Source organism: Aeromonas sp. ZOR0001 (genome assembly GCF_000801015.1).
GTDB classification, from domain to species: domain Bacteria; phylum Pseudomonadota; class Gammaproteobacteria; order Enterobacterales; family Aeromonadaceae; genus Aeromonas; species Aeromonas veronii.
The window spans coordinates 19,346-36,494 of record NZ_JRJY01000147.1 but is presented as its reverse complement, the minus strand read 5'-3'; the positions used below and the strand labels follow the sequence as shown (position 1 = coordinate 36,494).

Here is a 17,149-nt window from a genome sequence, read left to right as displayed (position 1 = left end):
TTATCCCGGCTTTACTCATTTAAGATAATAAGAACGCTCAACTAAACTTCTATATACAGACATATCATCTTCCAAGTTTGATAATATAACACTCACCCAAATATTTTCTTTGCGACCATGATTACCTTCCTCCGTTGAAATTTTATCCATGATTTTTTTGGGCTCACTGTTTCCATTGCTCATAAAATTCATAATGCAATATGAACTAGCCAAGAAGCCATCAATATATATATACTTTTTATTTGAAGCCCCTTTAACAATATAATTAGGTGCAACATCAACACACTCAGCGTCAGTTATTATATAAGTATGTAATTTGGTTCCATACATGTTGACCTTCAGTTTAAATTCATCAACATCAAGTCTGAAATTTACAACATCATTGTAAAAGTTAGTATCGACCTCATTCAAAGAGATCAAGAAAAGTAACAGTGGAAGATTTAACTTTCTTTCATCTGAATAACTTAACAATACTATTTTTAATCTATCTAACACAAGAGTAGTCAATCTCAGGTTTAGCGAGAAATGCTCAAACATCATCGTAACAAAATCAGTTAGTGAAGCGTTTTTCTTAAAGCATGGCCATATGCCATCCAAATTAACACTGAGTAATACAAGTTCATTTTCTATAAAATTCTTCAATGAATCTGAGTTTAAAATGAACCTTCTATGAAAAAATCTACTTAGGTAATGTTGAGCGTTAAACCCTTCTCCATATATGGCTTTAACTGAATGCTGCAACTGCTCGGTATCCGTTGCCAATACAAAAGCAACTTTGGGAATGTCAAATATATGCTTTATTGTCTCCAGCATTTCCACTGCATAGGAGGGACGGCAGCGATCCAGTTCATCAATCAAAATAAAGGCGGGGTAATCCAGCTCTCCATTACCTAAAGCAACAGCACCTTCCACCCATTGCCGTATCTCTTGTTTAAGATACTGGATAGATTCATAACGCTCTTTCTGATTGCTGCACAAAGCATCGACCAGCTGATTGGCCTCCTCACCTTCCAGAGAGAAATCATCTTCTTCCAATCCAGCCTTCTTGATTGCCGCTTTCAACGCCAGTTTGCCGCCAACCTTAAATAATCCAAGCAGCCGCTGACGCATTCCTTCTGGAATCGGGTTTTCTTTTCCCGCAATCATTTTTAACTGGTCGATAATCGACGAAATCACCGTCAGCAAGGGATCGTCGGAAAAGTCCTGCTGCCAGGCATCGATATAGACGGTGGGATAATGCGCTTTCAGCTCCATATACCAGCGCTTGATAAACCAGGTTTTACCCGCCCCCCCACTCGGCATTGAGGTTGAGCACATAGTTGCGCTGCTTGCCTTCGGCGGCCAAGTAGTTGGTCAGAAACTCTGCATAGCGGGCACGATCCAGCCGATCACCGGCCAACTTTTCCACCACTCCGTCAATGGCTCCCGGCCCATCCCACTGAACTGCGTCATCCCAATTAAACGGTGCCACTGCCATCTCGTATCTCTCCATATCGTGTTGCTGAGGATGATATCAGGGGCACCGAGGAAATAGTTTGATTAAAGACCTGTTTGTTGCCCTTTCTGCCGCTCGGGCTGGCGTATTTGACTGCCGGGCAATTGCTCTGCTGCACGCCCACGATGCCGGGCCGATATAGGTGGGACGGTTATCTGCATAGCCACGGACTCAGTTGATTTCCTTTGACCACACCAACGATGACAATCGTGTGACATGGCGCAGAACTTGCGGAAATAAACACGAAATATGGCCTGTTCAGTGCTTAATTTAAACCGTTGGTACATATATTAGCGCGGTATACAACGACTCCATTGACCAAGGATGGTTAACCCCATGAAGGATGAACCCTTCTCTATCCAGTTACAGCATGAGCTGGATCACCTCAAAGCCATCTTCAACGAGACGGACGCCTACATGTTTACCAAGGATCTGGCGGGCCGTTACACCTATGCCAATCAGGCGGTGCTGGATCTCTTTGGTTGCACCCTCGCCGAGTTGCAGGGGCAGGATGATCGGGCCTTTTTTGATCTCGAATTCTCCGACACCATTCAACGCAACGACCGGTTGGTAATGGAGCAACAACTCGCCATCGCCCAGGAGGAGATCAACTACCTCAAATCCACCGGGGAAAAGCGCTGCTACTGGACCGTTAAAAAGCCCATCCATGACAAGGATGGCAACCTGATCGGCCTGTGCGGCATCTCCACCGATATCACCGAACACAAGCTGATTGAGGCCCGCATGGCGGAGCAGCATCAGCTGCTGGAAATCATCCTCGCCAACGTGGATGCCCATATCTATATGAAGGACAGCCTGCACCGCTTTCTCTACGTCAACCAAAAGGTCGCCGATCTGCTGGGCCTTCCTGCCGAGCAGATCATCAATCGGCGCGATGATGAGGTGATCCCGGCTGCCAGCGCCTGCCAGCTGTGGCGACTGGACAACCGGGTATTCGAAACCGGCGAGCTGCAAGCCGGGGAAGAGATGCTGACCGATCCCGAAGGCAATCAGCACTACTACTGGTCGGTCAAGGTGCCCTTTCTGCTGGGGGATGGCACCCCCACCCTGATCGGTATCTCCTCCGACATTACCGAACTGCACCAGCTCAAGGAGCAGCTGCACCAGCAGTCGGTGTGCGATGGCCTCACCGGTCTCTACAACCGCCGTTTCTTTTTCGAAATGTGCGAGAAGAACCTCAGTCTGGACATGCGCCACCACCTCACCTCGGTGCTGATGGTGCTGGATGTGGATCAGTTCAAGTGCATCAACGATCGCTTCGGTCACCCCCTTGGGGATAGCGCGCTGGTGCATCTGGGCAGAGTGATGCAATCAGTGCTGCGCAGCGAAGATGTGCTGGCCCGCATCGGCGGTGACGAGTTTGCCATCTTGCTGCCCAACACCACCCTCTTGGCCGCCGCATCCCTGGCCGAGCGGCTGCGCCTGCAGGTGATGCAAAGCCCGCTGCCCCTGCCCGATGGGGATAGGCTGGTCATCACCATCAGCGCCGGACTGGTGGAAAATGGCGAAGGGGAGCTGATGGAGAGCCTCTACGCCCGCGCCGATCAGATGCTCTATCAGGCTAAACAGAGCGGCCGCAACTGCGTCGCCTGCAAGGCACCCTAGCCATACAACGGGAGGGCCAGCAGCCCTCCAGCTCCCTCGTATCTCCCTCCTATGAATGGCTGTGCTGGCTCCTTACGAACAGGCCGCTACCCCAGCTGTTTGCGCAGCACAAACTTTTGCACCTTGCCGGTGGAGGTTTTCGGCAGCGGGGTGAAGATGATGCGTTTGGGGGCCTTGAAGTGGGCCATCTGCTCCCGGCAAAAGGCGATCAACTCCGCCTGGGTGGTCTCTCGCCCCTCTTTCAGTTTGACGAAGGCGCAGGGCACCTCCCCCCACTTCTCATCGGGCATGGCGATCACCGCCGCTTCGTCCACATCGGGATGGCGATAGAGCACATCTTCCACCTCCAGACTGGAGATATTCTCCCCGCCGGAGATGATGATGTCCTTGGATCTGTCCTTGATCTCCACATAACCGTCCGGGTGCCATACCGCCAGATCGCCACTGCGAAACCACCCCTCCGCCATCGCCTCGGCGCTGGCCGCCGGATTTTTCAGATAGCCCTTCATCACCACATTACCGCGCAGCACTATCTCCCCCATGGTTTTGCCATCCTTGGCAACCGGCTCGCCACTGACCGGATTGATAACCCGCATCTCCCCCTGCAGGGGCGACGCAACGCCCTGCCGCGCCTTGAGGCGGGAGAGCGCCGTGGCATCCTGCCCCTGCCAGCTTCTTTGCGGTTCGCACAACACGCAGGGGCCATAGGTTTCGGTCAGGCCATAGACATGGGTCACGGCGATCCCCATCGCCTCCATACCGGCGATCACGGTGGCGGGGGGAGCAGCGCCAGCGGTCATCACCTTGATGGGGTGATCCAGCCCCCGCTTGAGCGCCGGATCGGCATTGTTGAGCATATTGAGCACGATGGGCGCCGCGCAAAAATGGCTCACCTTGTGCTCGTGCAGCGCCTCATAAATGGCGGCCGCCTGCACATGGCGCAGGCAGACGCTCACCCCGGCGGTGGCCGCCAGCGTCCAGGGGAAGCACCAGCCGTTGCAGTGAAACATCGGCAAGGTCCAGAGATAGACGGGATGTTTGGGTAGCTCCCAGGAGAGTACGTTGTTGATGGCGTTGAGGTGGGCGCCGCGATGGTGATAGACCACCCCCTTGGGGTTGCCGGTAGTGCCGGAGGTGTAGTTAAGGGAGATGGCCTGCCACTCATCCTCTGGCAACCAGCCGGGCTCATCGCCATTACCAGTGGCAATAAAAGCCTCATAGGTCAGTTCACTGACAAGCGCCCCTTCCCGGTAGAGGGGATCATCGATGGCGATGACCAGCGGTTGGCTCTCCAGCAGATCCAGCGCCTTGCGCACCACAGGGCCAAACTCCCTGTCCACCAGCACCACCTTGCTCTGGGCATGCTGGAAGATAAAGGCCATCGACTCGGCATCGAGCCGGGTATTGATGGTGTTGAGCACGGCGCCGCTCATGGGCACCCCGAAGTGTGCTTCAAACATCGCCGGGATATTGGGCGCAACGATGGAGACGGTATCCCCCTCCCCGATACCGCTAAGCCGCAGGGCCGAGGCCAGCTGGCGGCAACGGCGGGCGGTCTCGCCCCAGCTCTGGCGCAGCGGGCCGTGGATCAGCGCCGGATAGTCGGGATAGACCCGCTCCGCCCGCCCCAAAAAGCTGATGGGGGTCAGGGCCTCGAAATTGGCGGCGGTTTTGGCAAGGTCGCGCTCATAGATGTTCTGCACTGTCATCGGATTCCTTCCTCACAGGTGGCACAAAACGGGCTGTTCCGGGATGATTCAGAGGCCAGGAGGCGACATGGGCATCCTGCCCGTCACTGGTCTCTTATGGGGATGACAGCCTAACAGCGAGCCTGCAGCGGCAGGTATTAGCAAAACGTCTTAGACAGGGGCAGCCTGCTGCCAACAGAGGCACCCTGTTTTCGTTGCAAAAAAAATATTTCATTACGGGAAAGCGTGCCATTTTTTTCACAGGCTGTTTTTGGCGAATAGCGAAAAATGACGATAATTGAATATTATTCCGTCAAAACTGCTTTATATGTCATTTCATTCATCTCGGCACGTACTATTTTCATGACCTTTATTTAAGGTAAACCGCATAAAACGAAAGCTGAAATAGTTATTGCATAATAACTTTTATTTCATATCAGCTGTTAAATCCATGGAAAATAAATTTTGTGAGCCATCCCATAAAGCGAGCATGGCACCATGTTCATCCAGCCGCACACGGGTTACGGTTACAACGTGAAACAATCTACCGGATGTTCAATATCAGGCCAGATTTCTCGCCAATCACTACGCAAGCCACAGTGAGTTTGCGTACCTTGGATGCATGACGCAGAAACCCTATCGACCCGATATTCCGCCGAGCCCAAACCTGCTTTATCAAGGAGCATTTTATGTGTGCCGTGCCGAATACCACACCACGCAGACAATTCCCTACTGCATTTACCATTCTGTTTCTTATTATGTTACTGGCCATTGCGCTGACCTGGATAATTCCGGCGGGCGCCTATGCCAAGCTCTCTTATAATCCGGCCAGTGAAAGCCTGATGGTCAATAGCCCACAGGGGGAAATAAGCCGACTTCCCGCAACCCAGGATGCCCTGGCAAAACTTAATATCAATATTGCGGTGGAGCAATTTACCAACGGCACCATCCGCAAGCCCATTGCCATTCCCGGCACCTATGCCCGATTGGAGCAAGCGCCCAAGGGGTTCGGTGACGTGGCGGTCAGCATGGTCAAGGGCACCATAGAGGGGGCGGATATCATCGTCTTTATTCTGGTGCTCGGGGGGCTGATCGGCGTCATCAACAAGACAGGAGCCTTCAGTGCAGGGCTGGTGGCGTTGTCGCGCAAGACCCGGGGCAACGAATTCCTGTTTGTGGCGCTGGTCTGCTTCGTAATGGCGCTGGGAGGCACCACCTGCGGACTGGAGGAAGAGGCGGTCGCCTTCTACCCCATACTGGTGCCCATCTTTCTGGCGCTCGGCTATGACTCCATCGTCTGCGTAGGGGCCATCTTCCTCGCCGCCTCCATGGGAACCACCTTCTCCACCATCAATCCCTTCTCGGTGGTGATCGCCTCCAATGCCGCCGGCATTCCCTTTACCGAGGGGCTGATCTTTCGCGCCATTGGCTGTCTGGTGGGCACCCTGGTGGTGATCAGTTATCTCTACTGGTACTGCAAGAAGATCAAGGCCAACCCTGCCTTCTCCTACACCTATGAGGACAGAGAGAGTTTTCGCGCCCGTTTTCTCAAAGAGGGCTCTATGGACGAAGGGGTGCCCTTCACCCTGCACCGCAAGATCATTCTGACCCTGTTTATCCTCGCCTTCCCGCTGATGGTGTGGGGCGTCTCCATGGCCGGTTGGTGGTTTCCGCAGATGGCGGCCTCCTTCCTGACCATCGCCATCATCATCATTTTTATCTCGGGTCTCAAAGAGAAGGAGGCAGTCGAGGCCTTTACTCAGGGGGCGTCGGAGCTGGTAGCCGTCTCGCTCATCATCGGGCTGGCACGGGGGGTCAATCTGGTGCTGGATCAGGGGATGATCTCGGACACTATTCTGGCCTACGCCTCCGATCTGGTCTCCGGCATGCATGGCGCCGTGTTCGCGGTGGCGCAGATGCTGGTATTCACCCTGCTGGGGCTGGTGGTGCCCTCCTCCTCGGGGCTCGCAGTGCTCTCCATGCCCATCATGGCGCCGCTGGCAGATACCGTCATGATCCCCCGCTATATCGTGGTGTCGGCCTACAACTGGGGGCAATACGCCATGCTGTTTTTGGCCCCCACCGGACTGGTGCTGGTCACTCTGCAGATGCTCGGCATCCAGTTCAACAAGTGGGTCAAGTTCGTGCTGCCCATGGTGGGCTTTGTGCTGGGATTTGGCGCCCTGATGCTAGTGGCGCAAGTGATGTTGGCCTGATGGGCCTGTGATACATGAGTGACAACACCCCGAGCCTGGCGCGGGGTGTTCTTTTGTCAGTCTTAGTGGCGCACCCGCCCCTGCTGGCGGAAGCAGTAGAGTTTAAGGCTGATGGCGGCGATATCGGCGGGAAGCTCCTCTCCCTGCTCGGCCAGGGGTCGGTAGAGGGATGAGAGCAGACGTTCGGCCTGCTGCACCGTGATGATGTTGGCCTGGATGGCCGGGGTGATCCAGCTGGGTAACATTGACATATCTCCCCCTCGTTGATCCGGTGATCTCGGGTGAACATCTTCATATCAGGTCTTACGCAGTTGTCTGCCGACCCGTTCACCCTCTGCTTCACCCAATCAAAGCAAAATGCTTGCCGTGATCTCTTATCGGCCAACATCCGATGGGGCTGGAGCCATTTATCAACCACTTGCGTGGCCATCTCAACGAACAGAGCCCTTGCTCAAGGCCTCCCTTGACCTGCCCCCGTCAGCACTTTGCCACTCTGGCATTCTGCTCACCGCCCGCCTTGCAAATTGCGACTCGAATTGCTCCTTATCACACTGGCACAGTCCACCATGCGCCGGAAACTGGTCACTTTTAGTCCGTTGTCGCAAAAGTCAGACACTTTTCCATGGTGGCTGTTTTTGACCTTGCCAGCGACTGTCGCAGGCCCATCCCCCTCGCCTTGTCCGGCCAGCCGGTTGTGACAAGATGACGCCAGATTGGAACAGCCCGTATGGGTATGCAGGAGAACCATAAGATGAACAGATCCATGATGGCAGGTATCGGTATTGGCATCGCCTCGGCCCTGGCACTCTCGGCGGCGGCCAGCGGCTCCCTCTTTACACCCCAACCCACCTTTGCCGAGGTGATCGCCAGCAAGCCGATCACCGAGACCATCAAGACTCCCCGACAGGAGTGTCGCAACGTCACCGTGACCCACCGCAAGCCGGTACAGGATGAGCACAAGATCCTCGGCACAGTGGTTGGCGCGGCGCTGGGTGGCGTGGTTGGCCACCAGTTTGGCGGCGGCAGTGGCAAGAAGGTGGCCACCGCAGCCGGGGCAGTCGCGGGTGGCTATGCCGGTAATCAGGTGCAGGGCAATATGCAGGCGGGCGATACCTACACCACCACCGAACAGCGCTGCAAGACCGTGCAGGATACGAGCGTCAACACCATAGGTTATGACGTGACCTATCGCCTCGCAGGTCAGGAGGGGGTGATCCGCATGAAGCAAGCCCCGGGCGCCACCATTCCGGTCAAAGATGGCAAATTGGTGATCGACCAGCCAAAAGTGTGATTTCTCCTGACCCCACTCAGCAGCAGGCCCGCCTCTTTCGAGGCGGGCCTGTGTTTTTGGGCGGCTTGATTTCCTTTTTTCAAACAACGGCACTCAGGCTCATTGCGCCTAGTCCGTTAACCCTTGCAACACTTCTTCACCGCCCGCACCACGTTCTGATACCCGGTGCAGCGGCACAGATTCCCCGATAGCCCGCGGCGGATCTCCGCATCGGTCAGCGGACGGCGCTCGGTCTTGTCGAGCAGGGCGGCGCTCGCCATCACAAGGCCCGGGGTGCAAAAACCGCACTGCACCGCCCCCTCATCGATAAAGGCCTGCTGTACATCGGAGAGTTCATTCCCCTTACGCTCCCCCTCCACGGTACGAATGGATTTGCCATCGGCCCAGACCGCCAGATAGAGGCAGCTGTCGATGGCAGTGCCATTCACCCGCACGGTACAGGCGCCGCACTCACCGACACTGCACCCCTCTTTCACACTGATCAGCCCCTGCCCACGCAGGAAGTGGAGCAGCGACATGGTGGGCGGCACAGCATAAGAGTAAGGTTTGCCGTTGATCTCGCACTGGATCTCCACGGCGGGACAGCTTTGCGGTTGCATCATAGGATCTTCCCTCCGGCACGTTCGACTGCGCAGGCGACCACCCGCTGCGCCAGGGTTTTGATAAGGTGCAGGCGAAACTCCTTCTCCGCCCGCCAGGAAGAGCGCGGCGCCACATCGGCCACCACCACCTCGGCAATGGCGGCCAGTGTGGCGCGAGTCAGCGGTTGCCCCTCGGCCGCAGCTTCTGCGTGAGGCGTGCGCACCGGCGTTGGGGCCGCCACCCCGTAGGCCAGCCGTAGACGCTTGAAGTGGCCATCCTCAATCTGACAGTAGGCGGCGCAGCCGATGGTGGCGATATCCATGGCATCGCGCATGGCGTATTTGAAGTAGTGGGAGCCCACATGGGGGTGAGAATCCGGGGCGAAATGAAACGCCACCAGGATTTCTGCCGGTTGCAGCGCCACCTTGCCGGGGCCGGTGTGAAAACCGGCGATGGGGATGCGGCGTGTGCCATCGGGCCCCGCAATTTCAAGCTCTGCTTCCAGCGCGACTGTCGGCGCTGCCGAGTCTGCACTGGTGGCGCCATTGCAGATATTGCCGCCATAGGTGGCGACGTTGCGGATCTGCGGGCCGGCGATGGTAGCGGCCGCCTCGGCCAGCATCGGCAGGCGGCGCTGCACCAGTTCGTTTTCGATGAGCTCGGTAAAGGTGGTGCCAGAGCCGATGCGGATCGCCCCATCAGGCAACTCGCACACCCCTTTGAGTTCGGGCAAGTCGTGAATATCGACGATATGTCGATAGGCTGCGTTGAGGTGATGCAGCTGGATCATCACATCGGTGCCACCAGCCAACAGGCGCGCCTCGGGGTCAGCCTGACGCAGGGCGACCGCCTCGGCCACACTGTGCGCCTTGTAGTAACGGGCAATATCAAACATGGTGTTGCTCCTCCCCTGATCCCTCGCCAATCAAACCCGCTGCGACAAACTCCCGGAACAGGGTTTTGGGGGTGATGGGCAGCTCGTTGATGGCCACCCCGGTCGCCATGCGAATGGCGTTACGGATCGCCGGGCCCGGCGAGATAATGGGCGGTTCCCCCAGGGATTTGTGACCATAGACCGACTGGGGCTCGTAGGTCTGCACGAAGTCGCATTCAAGCTCCGGCAAATCCAGCATGGTGGGGAACTTGTAGTCGAGCAGGTTGGGGTTGCGTACCACGCCAGTCTTGGCATCGATGATCATCTCCTCGAACAGCGACCAGCCGATCCCCATCCCCATGCCGCCGTGCACCTGTCCCTCCGCCAGCTGCGGATTGAGGATCTTGCCTGCATCGTGCAGGTTGATGATGCGATTGATGGTCACCTTGCAGAGATCGATATCGACGCTGAGATCGACAAAGGTGCAACCAAAGCTCGGCGGATTGGTGGTGGTCTTGTGGGAGACCTCGGAGGTAATCTGGCCGCCGATGGTGAGGTGGTAGTAGGCGTTTACCGACACCTCGGCGACGCTGATCAGCACCTTGTCCGGCGCACCGGCCAGCACCACGTAGCCGTCGATCAGGGTGAGGGATCCCACATCCTGATGGCAGAGCTGGGCTGCCAGCGAGAGGATGCGGGCCCGCAGTTGCAGCGCCGCCTGATGGATGGCGGGGGCCGCCACATAGCTCTGACGCGAGGCGAACGAGCCAGGATCATAGGCAGTAATGTCGGTATCCTGAGTCGAGATGACCCGGATCTGCTCAAACGGAATGCCCAACGTCTGGGCCGCCATCTGGGCAAAGACGGTATCCGACCCCTGCCCTATCTCGGTGGCACCGATCTGCAGATTGACGGTGCCATCCTGATTGAGCAGCATGCGTGCGCCAGCAATTTCGACCCCCACCGGATAGGTGTTGGAGCCGTAGCTGAAACAGGCCACCCCGATGCCACGGCGCACCCGACTCGCAGGATCCTGCGCCAAGCACTCGGCCTTGAGTCGATCCCACTCGAACATCTCGCGGCCACGCAGCAGGCAGTCGGGCAACCCGGCGCTGTAGATGGTCTTCTGGTTGACCTGATTGATATCCCCTTCCCTCGCCACGTTGGCGATCCGCACATCAAGCGGATCCAGCCCCAGTTTGGCGCAGGTGTCATCCAGCATGCATTCGAGGGCAAAAATCACCTGCGGCGCGCCGTAACCGCGCATGGCACCGGCGGTGGGCAGGTTGCTGTAGAAGGTTTTGGCGTCATAACCGAAGGCGCTGCGCGGATAGAGGTAGCTGATCTTGTTGCCCCCGGCGCTGGCGATGGAGTGGCCGTGAGAGGCATAGCCGCCGGTGTTGGAGAGCACGTCCAGCTGATACCCCTTGAGGGTGCCATCGCGATTGAGGCCCATCTTGCCGTCGATGGCAAAGCCGTGGCGGGTGCGGGAAGCAAAGAAGCATTCCTCCCGGCTCAAGGTCACCTTGACCGGTACGCCGCCAAGCTTGTAGCTCAAAAAGGCCGCCATCGGCTCTTCCAGCACATCCTGCTTGTTGCCAAAGCCGCCGCCCATATAGGGTTTGATCACCCGCACGCTAGACCAGGGCAGACCGAGGGACTTGGCCACCCGGCTGCGCACTATCTGGGGGATCTGGGTGCTGCTGACGACGATGATGTGGTCCGGTTGATCCATGTAGGCGTAACAGGTCACCGTCTCCAGATGGCAGTGCTGCACCACCGGCGTCCGGTAGTGCGCCTGAAACTGCAGATCTGCCGCCGCAATGGCCTGCTCCGGGTCATTGGCGCGAAGCTGGCTTTGGCGTAGCAGATTGCCGCTCGGGTGAATAGGATAGGCACCCTCGGCCAGCGCACTTTCGGCATCCGTCATCACCGGCAGCGGCTCGTAGGTCACCTTGACCAGCGCGGCCGCCTTCTCGGCCACCAGCGGATCACGGGCTACGACTATGGCGACCCCATCGCCAAAGTGGCGTACATGGTCGGTTAGCAGGCGGCGGTCTTTCACATCCCGTTTCGCCTCATCGAGGGACCAGGCGTGACCGGCGGTACGAAAACAGGTGGTGGGCACATCTTCATGGGTAAACACGGCTTCGACCCCGTGCAGGGCCAGCGCTTCGGTCGCATCGATGGCAAGCACCTTGCCGTGGGCGATATTGCTTCGAACGTACTTGGCGTGGCGCATCCCGAGCATGATGTTGTCATCGGTATAGCGGGCGCTGCCGGTCACCTTGGCCTCGGCATCCACCCGCTTGAGCGGTAATCCTATGGACATATGCAAGTCCTTTTTCGAATGGAAAAATCTGGAACCGGCATAAAAAACAGCAAGATATGCGCCTGTTTCCCGCCATCGTCAGGAGAATGGGGAGAAGTGTGAAGGGGATCCCATCTAGCCTGCTTTTGTTGGCCCGAAGCGACAAGCCAAGGGCAGCCCCTGAGCACACGGGGCGTATCGTCGGTGAAAAAAACGGCAGAACGAGGAGAGCAAGGGTGGAAGCCTATCAATCTGGTAGGGGGATTTATCAAAATGGTATCGCGATGGCACCAGCGGCTAAAGCATGGTAACCAGCGTTGACGGTCAGAGCGCCGCAGATATAAAAATGGGGCCGCCAGTGCGGCCCCAAACGGGAGGGTTATCCCTAAATAGCCCACCCTCCAGCATAAAAGAGCACCAGCGCCAGGGCGATGACCACGGTGCCGACGTTGAGCTTGTGCCACTCCTTGGAGCAGATGCGGCCGATCACCAGCGAGCTGAAGCCAAGCATGATGCCGGTGACGATATTGCAGGTGAGCACGATAAAGACCGCACAGACTAGCCCGGACATGGCCCCGACAAAGTCATCGAAATCGAGCTTGGTGACGTTGCTCAGCATCAAGAGCCCCACATACATCAGGGCCGGTGCAGTGGCATAGGCGGGCACCAGATAGGAGAGCGGCGAGAGGAACAGCATCAGCAGGAACAGGCCGCCGACCACAGTCGCGGTCAGGCCGGTTTTGCCTCCCGCCGCCGTGCCCGCGGCCGATTCGATATAGACGGCAGCCGGTGCCGCCCCCACCAGACTGGAGAAGATGCTGCTGACCGAGTCGGCACTGAGCGCCTTGCCGCTGTTGATGATGTGACCATCCTTATCCAGCAGGTTGGCCTGCCCCGCCACGGCGCGGATGGTGCCGGTGGCATCGAATACCGCTGTCATCACCAGCGCCAGCACGCTGGGCAACACCAGCGGCGAGAGGGCCCCCATGATATCCAGACTGAAGATGAGGGACTTGCCCTGATCGTCCGAGAGGCTCGGCAGGGCGAACAGTCCCTGATACTTCACCGCCGGATCGAAAATCAGGCCGAAGATGGAGATGGCGATGATCACCAGCAGGATCCCGCCCGGTACTCTCAGCTTCTCCAGCCCGAAGATCACCGCAAGGCCGATCAGGGACATAATGACCGGCATGGAGGTAAAAGCCCCCAGCGCCACCGGCAACCCCTCAAGCGGGTTCTTGATCACCAGCCCCACCCCGTTGGCGGCGATAAGTAGCAAGAAGAGACCGATACCGATGCCGGTGCCATGGGCAATTCCCATCGGCAGGTTGTCGAGGATCCAGCTACGCACCCCGGTCACCGAGATGGCGGTAAACAGCACCCCCATCAGGAAGACGGCCCCCAGCGCCACCGGAATGGGGATCTGCTGCCCCAGCACCAGACTGAATGCAGTAAACGCCGTGAGGGAAATAGCGCAACCGATGGCCATCGGCAGCTTGGCCCAGAGCCCCATCAAGAGCGAACCGAACCCCGCCACCAGACAGGTGGCGACAAACACGGCGCCGGGGGGAAAGCCCGCCTTGCCGAGCATGCTCGGCACCACTATCACCGAGTAGACCATGGCAAGGAAGGTGGTGAGGCCCGCCAGTACCTCCTGTCTGACGTTGCTGCCCCGCTCGCTGATCATAAAGTAGCGATCAAGAGCCGTGAGCGGCTGTTGCTTTGCTGCGCTCGGGCTGGCGTCATCATTGGCCAGCTGTTCCACGCTGTTTGTCCTGCTGTTTGCTTGGGTCATACCCAACTCCTTCACACGCGCCTGAATGTTCCATGACGAAATGGCGACAGGATCTGCGGGTCTGCCGAGCGCCAGTCTGATGAGAAACAGGCGATGGTGGCAGAGGATGCGACAGACAGACCAGGGCAGGCAGCCTTGACTCAAACGTTTGCCTTGCTGGTCAAAAAAACCGGGCCATTTCACGTTCTATGCGGGGAGATCCCCTGTGGTGCGGCAAGACTGGCGCCCCTGTGGGGCACGCCAGCCGCCGTATTCGTTGGGGCTGCGCCGCGGCAGCCCACTACAAGTCCTACCCCCGTTCATGCACCAGTTGGCCATCCACATAGGTGCGGTAGATGGATCTGTCATCCCCCAGGGTCAACAGCACAAAGAGCTTGTCCCGCAGGGTGGTGGAGTTGTCATAACGCAGCTGCTGCAGCGGGGTAGCGACCGGGTCGAGCACAACAAAGTCCGCCTCCTTGCCCACCGCAAAGCTGCCGATCTTCTCGTCCAGCCCCAGCGAATGGGCGCCGCCCAAGGTGGCCAGATAGAAAGCCTGATAGGCCGAGAGCCGCTCGCCCTGCAGTTGCATCACCTTGTAGGCCTCGTTGAGGGTCTGCAGCATGTTGAAGGTGGTGCCCGCGCCGATGTCGGTGCCCATCCCCACCTTCACCTGCTTGCGCCACGCCTTGTGCAGCTTGAACAGGCCGCTGCCGAGATAAAGATTCGAGGTGGGGCAAAACGCGATGGTGGAGCCGGTCTCCTTCAGGCAATCCCACTCCTCCTCTTCCAGATGGACGCAGTGGGCAAAGACGCAGTTGTGGCCGGTGAGCCCATGCTGGTGATAGACATCGAGATAGCCCTTGTGCGCCGGGAAAAGAGATTTGACCCAGGCGATCTCATCCTTGTTCTCGCACAGATGGGTGTGCAGATAGGTGGTGGGAAACTCTTCGCGCAGTCGCCGCGCCATCGTCAGCTGCTCGGGTGTCGAGGTGGGTGCAAATCGTGGTGTGATGGCATAGAGCAGTCGACCATTGCCGTGCCAGCGCTCGATAAGCTGCTTGCTCTGCACATAGCTGCTCTCGGCGGTATCGAGCAGATAATCGGGCGCATTGCGATCCATCATCACCTTGCCGGCGATCATCCGCATATTGATACGGCTGGCCGCCTCGAACAGGGCGTCTACCGACTCGGGGTGCACTGTGCCGAACACCAGCGCCGTGGTAGTGCCGTTACGCAGCAACTGCTTGATAAAGAAGGTGGACATCTCGCGGGCATATTCGAGATCGTTGTAGCGCCGCTCGGCCGGGAAGGTGTGGCGGTTGAGCCACTCCAGCAGTTGCTCGCCATAGGCCCCTACCATCTCGCTCTGGGGATAGTGAATGTGGGTATCGACAAAGCCGGGCACTATCATCTTGCCGCGGTAATCCCGCACCCGCACTTCGGTCGGAATGCGATCCTTGCCCTCCTCCCACTCACCAAACCAGTCGATGCAACCGTTGCGAATGATCAGCAGACCATCCTCGATAAGACGGGCGTTGGACTCAATCTCCTCGGGCTGATCCACCACCCGGGTGATATCGAAGAAGCTGCCGCGTACCGCTTTGACAGAGTTGTCGTTTTTCATAACCGTTTCCCTGTTTTTCTTGTTCTGTTGACGTTTTTTGCCGGTTTAACCGTCAGATCCGTTCCACTTGTGGCGCCACCGCCTGCCCGGGCACTGGCTCTGGTGACCCCTCAACCTTGCTGGCCAATGGCTGGCCCGCACTGCGGGCGGTAAAGATCACATCCGGCTTGTCGCTCAGCTGGATCACTTCAACCGCCTCTGCATCCCTGACGGCCGCCTTGCGTTTGCGGCTCTGTGGCAACACCAGATTCATGATGATGGCGGTGATGCCGCCGGCGCAGATGGGGTTCTCCACCAGCATGTAGATACCCGCCGGCAGCACCTTGAAGACGTTCGGGTCGTAGGAAACCCCGAGCCCAAGACCCAGCGAAGTGGCGACAATCAGGGTCTCCCGCCGATCGAAACCGTGGCTGATGATGATGCGACCACCGGCGATGGCGATCATGGAGAACATGATGACCATGGCGCCCCCCATCACAGGTGACGGTATGGTGGTAAAGAAGCGCCCCACCACCGGGAAGAGCCCCAGCAGCACCAGGATGACGGCGATAAACTTGCCCACATGGCGTGAGGCCACCCCGGTCATCTGGATGACGCCGTTGTTCTGGGCAAAGGTGGTGAGCGGCAAAGAGCCGAGTGCCGAGGCGATCACCGAGACCAACCCGTCCGCCAGCACACCGCCGGAGAGCCGTTTTTGAAACTCGGGACCCTGAATATCCCGGTGGGAGACCATGGCGGTGGCGGTGATGTCCCCCACCGCCTCCAGCACGCTCAACAGATAGATGGTGCCCGCCAACATAAAGGCGTGAAAATCGAAGGAGAAACCGTACTTGAACGGGATCGGCACCGTAATAAGCGGCAGGTTTTCAAGGGCGGAGAAATCCACCATACCGAGCATCAGGGCCACCGCATAGCCCACCATCAGACCGATGGCGATCCCGCTCATCCGCAGCAGCGGGCTTCGGCTGCAGTTGAAGGCGACGATAACGCAGAGCACCAAGAGCCCCAGCCCGATGTGCTCGTATTTGCCAAAGGTGCCGCTGCTCATGGCGGAGAAGCCGCCGCCAAAATCGATGATCCCCACCTTGATAAGGCTCAGGCCAATCATCAGTACCACCACACCGCTCACGGTCGGGGTGATCACCCGCTTGAGGTAGGGCAGCACAAAGGAGGAGCCCATCACCAGAAAGGCGCCGACAAAGGAGACCCCGAGCAGGGTCGAGACGATCAGCTCCTCGTGGATGCCATCTTTTTTCATGGCGCCGCCGAGCGCGATCATCACGGTGACGAAGGAGAAGTTGACCGACTGAATGGAGAGCAGCCCCGAACCGATGGGGCCATAACGGTTCACCTGCAACCAGGTGCCGATACCGGAGGCGATCATCGCCATGGAGACCAGATAGGCGGTAGTCTCGGTGGAGAGGCCCAGGGCGCCGCCGACGATCAGCGCCGGGGTCACCATGGGGACAAAAATGGCCAGCAGATGGGTCACTGCGCCCATCAGGGTTTGATAAAACGGGGGTTTGTCTTCCAGCTCGTAAATGAGATCCGAGTGCTTGCGTGTTGTTTTAGACATCGTGTTTGTCCCATCACACAGAATGTAGGCGGAGTACTCATTCCGCCGTCAGGCGCTGGGGGCGAGCTGGCGCCCGCCCCTCACCTTTT

Annotated in this window: 13 protein-coding genes; 3 read left to right on the top strand and 10 right to left on the bottom strand. The window is 57.9% G+C overall.

The window, feature by feature from the left end; all coding sequences use genetic code 11:
* Window positions 1–15 precede the first annotated feature (15 nt).
* Both L972_RS18155 and L972_RS22045 read right to left on the bottom strand, forming a co-directional pair.
* Window positions 16–1,254, bottom strand: a complete 1,239-nt coding sequence (locus L972_RS18155) for a KAP family P-loop NTPase fold protein (protein WP_231560956.1) — start codon at window positions 1,252–1,254, stop codon at window positions 16–18.
* A 25-nt stretch (window positions 1,255–1,279) separates the two neighbouring features.
* Entirely contained in the window at window positions 1,280–1,477 is a 198-nt protein-coding gene (locus L972_RS22045; RefSeq protein WP_231560955.1) for a hypothetical protein, read from the bottom strand.
* Window positions 1,478–1,831: 354 nt separating this feature from the next.
* Between L972_RS22045 and L972_RS18150 the strand changes: the two genes are divergently transcribed.
* A complete protein-coding gene (locus tag L972_RS18150; RefSeq protein WP_047440074.1) occupies window positions 1,832–3,121 on the top strand; it encodes a sensor domain-containing diguanylate cyclase in 1,290 nt (429 codons plus the stop codon).
* Window positions 3,122–3,207: 86 nt separating this feature from the next.
* Here the strand turns inward: L972_RS18150 and L972_RS18145 are convergent, their stop codons facing one another.
* Window positions 3,208–4,830 (bottom strand): acyl-CoA synthetase, encoded by a 1,623-nt coding sequence (locus L972_RS18145; RefSeq protein WP_047440073.1) that lies wholly within the window; start codon window positions 4,828–4,830, stop codon window positions 3,208–3,210.
* A gap of 668 nt (window positions 4,831–5,498) precedes the next feature.
* Between L972_RS18145 and L972_RS18140 the strand changes: the two genes are divergently transcribed.
* Complete coding sequence (locus tag L972_RS18140; RefSeq protein WP_047440069.1) at window positions 5,499–7,025, top strand: YfcC family protein; 1,527 nt, start codon at window positions 5,499–5,501, stop codon at window positions 7,023–7,025.
* Window positions 7,026–7,087: 62 nt separating this feature from the next.
* On the opposite strand, the gene L972_RS18135 is transcribed toward L972_RS18140, so the two are convergent.
* Complete coding sequence (locus L972_RS18135) at window positions 7,088–7,276, bottom strand: hypothetical protein (RefSeq protein ID WP_047440067.1); 189 nt, start codon at window positions 7,274–7,276, stop codon at window positions 7,088–7,090.
* 500 nt (window positions 7,277–7,776) lie between these two features.
* On the opposite strand from L972_RS18135, the gene L972_RS18130 reads away from it, so the two are divergent.
* Window positions 7,777–8,316, top strand: a complete 540-nt coding sequence (locus L972_RS18130) for a glycine zipper 2TM domain-containing protein (RefSeq protein WP_026035120.1) — start codon at window positions 7,777–7,779, stop codon at window positions 8,314–8,316.
* A 116-nt stretch (window positions 8,317–8,432) separates the two neighbouring features.
* Here L972_RS18130 and xdhC read toward each other — a convergent pair whose 3' ends face one another.
* The 6 genes from xdhC to L972_RS18100 all read right to left on the bottom strand — a co-directional run bounded on the left by xdhC (window position 8,433) and on the right by L972_RS18100 (window position 17,060).
* Window positions 8,433–8,918 carry a xanthine dehydrogenase iron sulfur-binding subunit XdhC gene (gene xdhC / locus L972_RS18125; RefSeq protein WP_021230037.1) on the bottom strand — a complete coding sequence of 162 codons (486 nt, stop codon included), beginning with the start codon at window positions 8,916–8,918 and terminating at the stop codon, window positions 8,433–8,435.
* Window positions 8,915–9,793: a xanthine dehydrogenase FAD-binding subunit XdhB gene (gene xdhB / locus L972_RS18120; protein ID WP_047440065.1), complete on the bottom strand. Its 879-nt coding sequence runs from the start codon at window positions 9,791–9,793 to the stop codon at window positions 8,915–8,917. The genes xdhC and xdhB overlap by 4 nt, the downstream gene beginning before the upstream one ends.
* Window positions 9,786–12,104 carry a xanthine dehydrogenase molybdenum-binding subunit XdhA gene (xdhA, locus tag L972_RS18115; RefSeq protein WP_047440063.1) on the bottom strand — a complete coding sequence of 773 codons (2,319 nt, stop codon included), beginning with the start codon at window positions 12,102–12,104 and terminating at the stop codon, window positions 9,786–9,788. The genes xdhB and xdhA overlap by 8 nt, the downstream gene beginning before the upstream one ends.
* Before the next feature lie 364 nt (window positions 12,105–12,468).
* A complete protein-coding gene (locus L972_RS18110; RefSeq protein ID WP_180343373.1) occupies window positions 12,469–13,770 on the bottom strand; it encodes an NCS2 family permease in 1,302 nt (433 codons plus the stop codon).
* A gap of 397 nt (window positions 13,771–14,167) precedes the next feature.
* A complete protein-coding gene (gene guaD / locus L972_RS18105; protein ID WP_047440061.1) occupies window positions 14,168–15,484 on the bottom strand; it encodes a guanine deaminase in 1,317 nt (438 codons plus the stop codon).
* 52 nt (window positions 15,485–15,536) lie between these two features.
* Window positions 15,537–17,060, bottom strand: a complete 1,524-nt coding sequence (locus L972_RS18100) for a nucleobase:cation symporter-2 family protein (RefSeq protein ID WP_047440060.1) — start codon at window positions 17,058–17,060, stop codon at window positions 15,537–15,539.
* Between the last annotated feature and the right edge of the window lie 89 nt (window positions 17,061–17,149).

What these genes read in the sequence shown, in the direction of transcription:
- xdhC (WP_021230037.1), bottom strand. Translation starts at nt 8,918, where the DNA reads ATGATGCAACCGCAAAGCTGTCCCGCCGTGGAGATCCAGTGCGAGATC.
- L972_RS18140 (WP_047440069.1), top strand. Translation starts at nt 5,499, where the DNA reads ATGTGTGCCGTGCCGAATACCACACCACGCAGACAATTCCCTACTGCA.
- L972_RS18110 (WP_180343373.1), bottom strand. Translation starts at nt 13,770, where the DNA reads ATGATCAGCGAGCGGGGCAGCAACGTCAGACAGGAGGTACTGGCGGGC.
- L972_RS18145 (WP_047440073.1), bottom strand. Translation starts at nt 4,830, where the DNA reads ATGACAGTGCAGAACATCTATGAGCGCGACCTTGCCAAAACCGCCGCC.
- L972_RS22045 (WP_231560955.1), bottom strand. Translation starts at nt 1,477, where the DNA reads ATGGCAGTGGCACCGTTTAATTGGGATGACGCAGTTCAGTGGGATGGG.
- L972_RS18150 (WP_047440074.1), top strand. Translation starts at nt 1,832, where the DNA reads ATGAAGGATGAACCCTTCTCTATCCAGTTACAGCATGAGCTGGATCAC.
- guaD (WP_047440061.1), bottom strand. Translation starts at nt 15,484, where the DNA reads ATGAAAAACGACAACTCTGTCAAAGCGGTACGCGGCAGCTTCTTCGAT.
- xdhA (WP_047440063.1), bottom strand. Translation starts at nt 12,104, where the DNA reads ATGTCCATAGGATTACCGCTCAAGCGGGTGGATGCCGAGGCCAAGGTG.
- L972_RS18100 (WP_047440060.1), bottom strand. Translation starts at nt 17,060, where the DNA reads ATGTCTAAAACAACACGCAAGCACTCGGATCTCATTTACGAGCTGGAA.
- xdhB (WP_047440065.1), bottom strand. Translation starts at nt 9,793, where the DNA reads ATGTTTGATATTGCCCGTTACTACAAGGCGCACAGTGTGGCCGAGGCG.
- L972_RS18155 (WP_231560956.1), bottom strand. Translation starts at nt 1,254, where the DNA reads ATGGAGCTGAAAGCGCATTATCCCACCGTCTATATCGATGCCTGGCAG.
- L972_RS18135 (WP_047440067.1), bottom strand. Translation starts at nt 7,276, where the DNA reads ATGTCAATGTTACCCAGCTGGATCACCCCGGCCATCCAGGCCAACATC.
- L972_RS18130 (WP_026035120.1), top strand. Translation starts at nt 7,777, where the DNA reads ATGAACAGATCCATGATGGCAGGTATCGGTATTGGCATCGCCTCGGCC.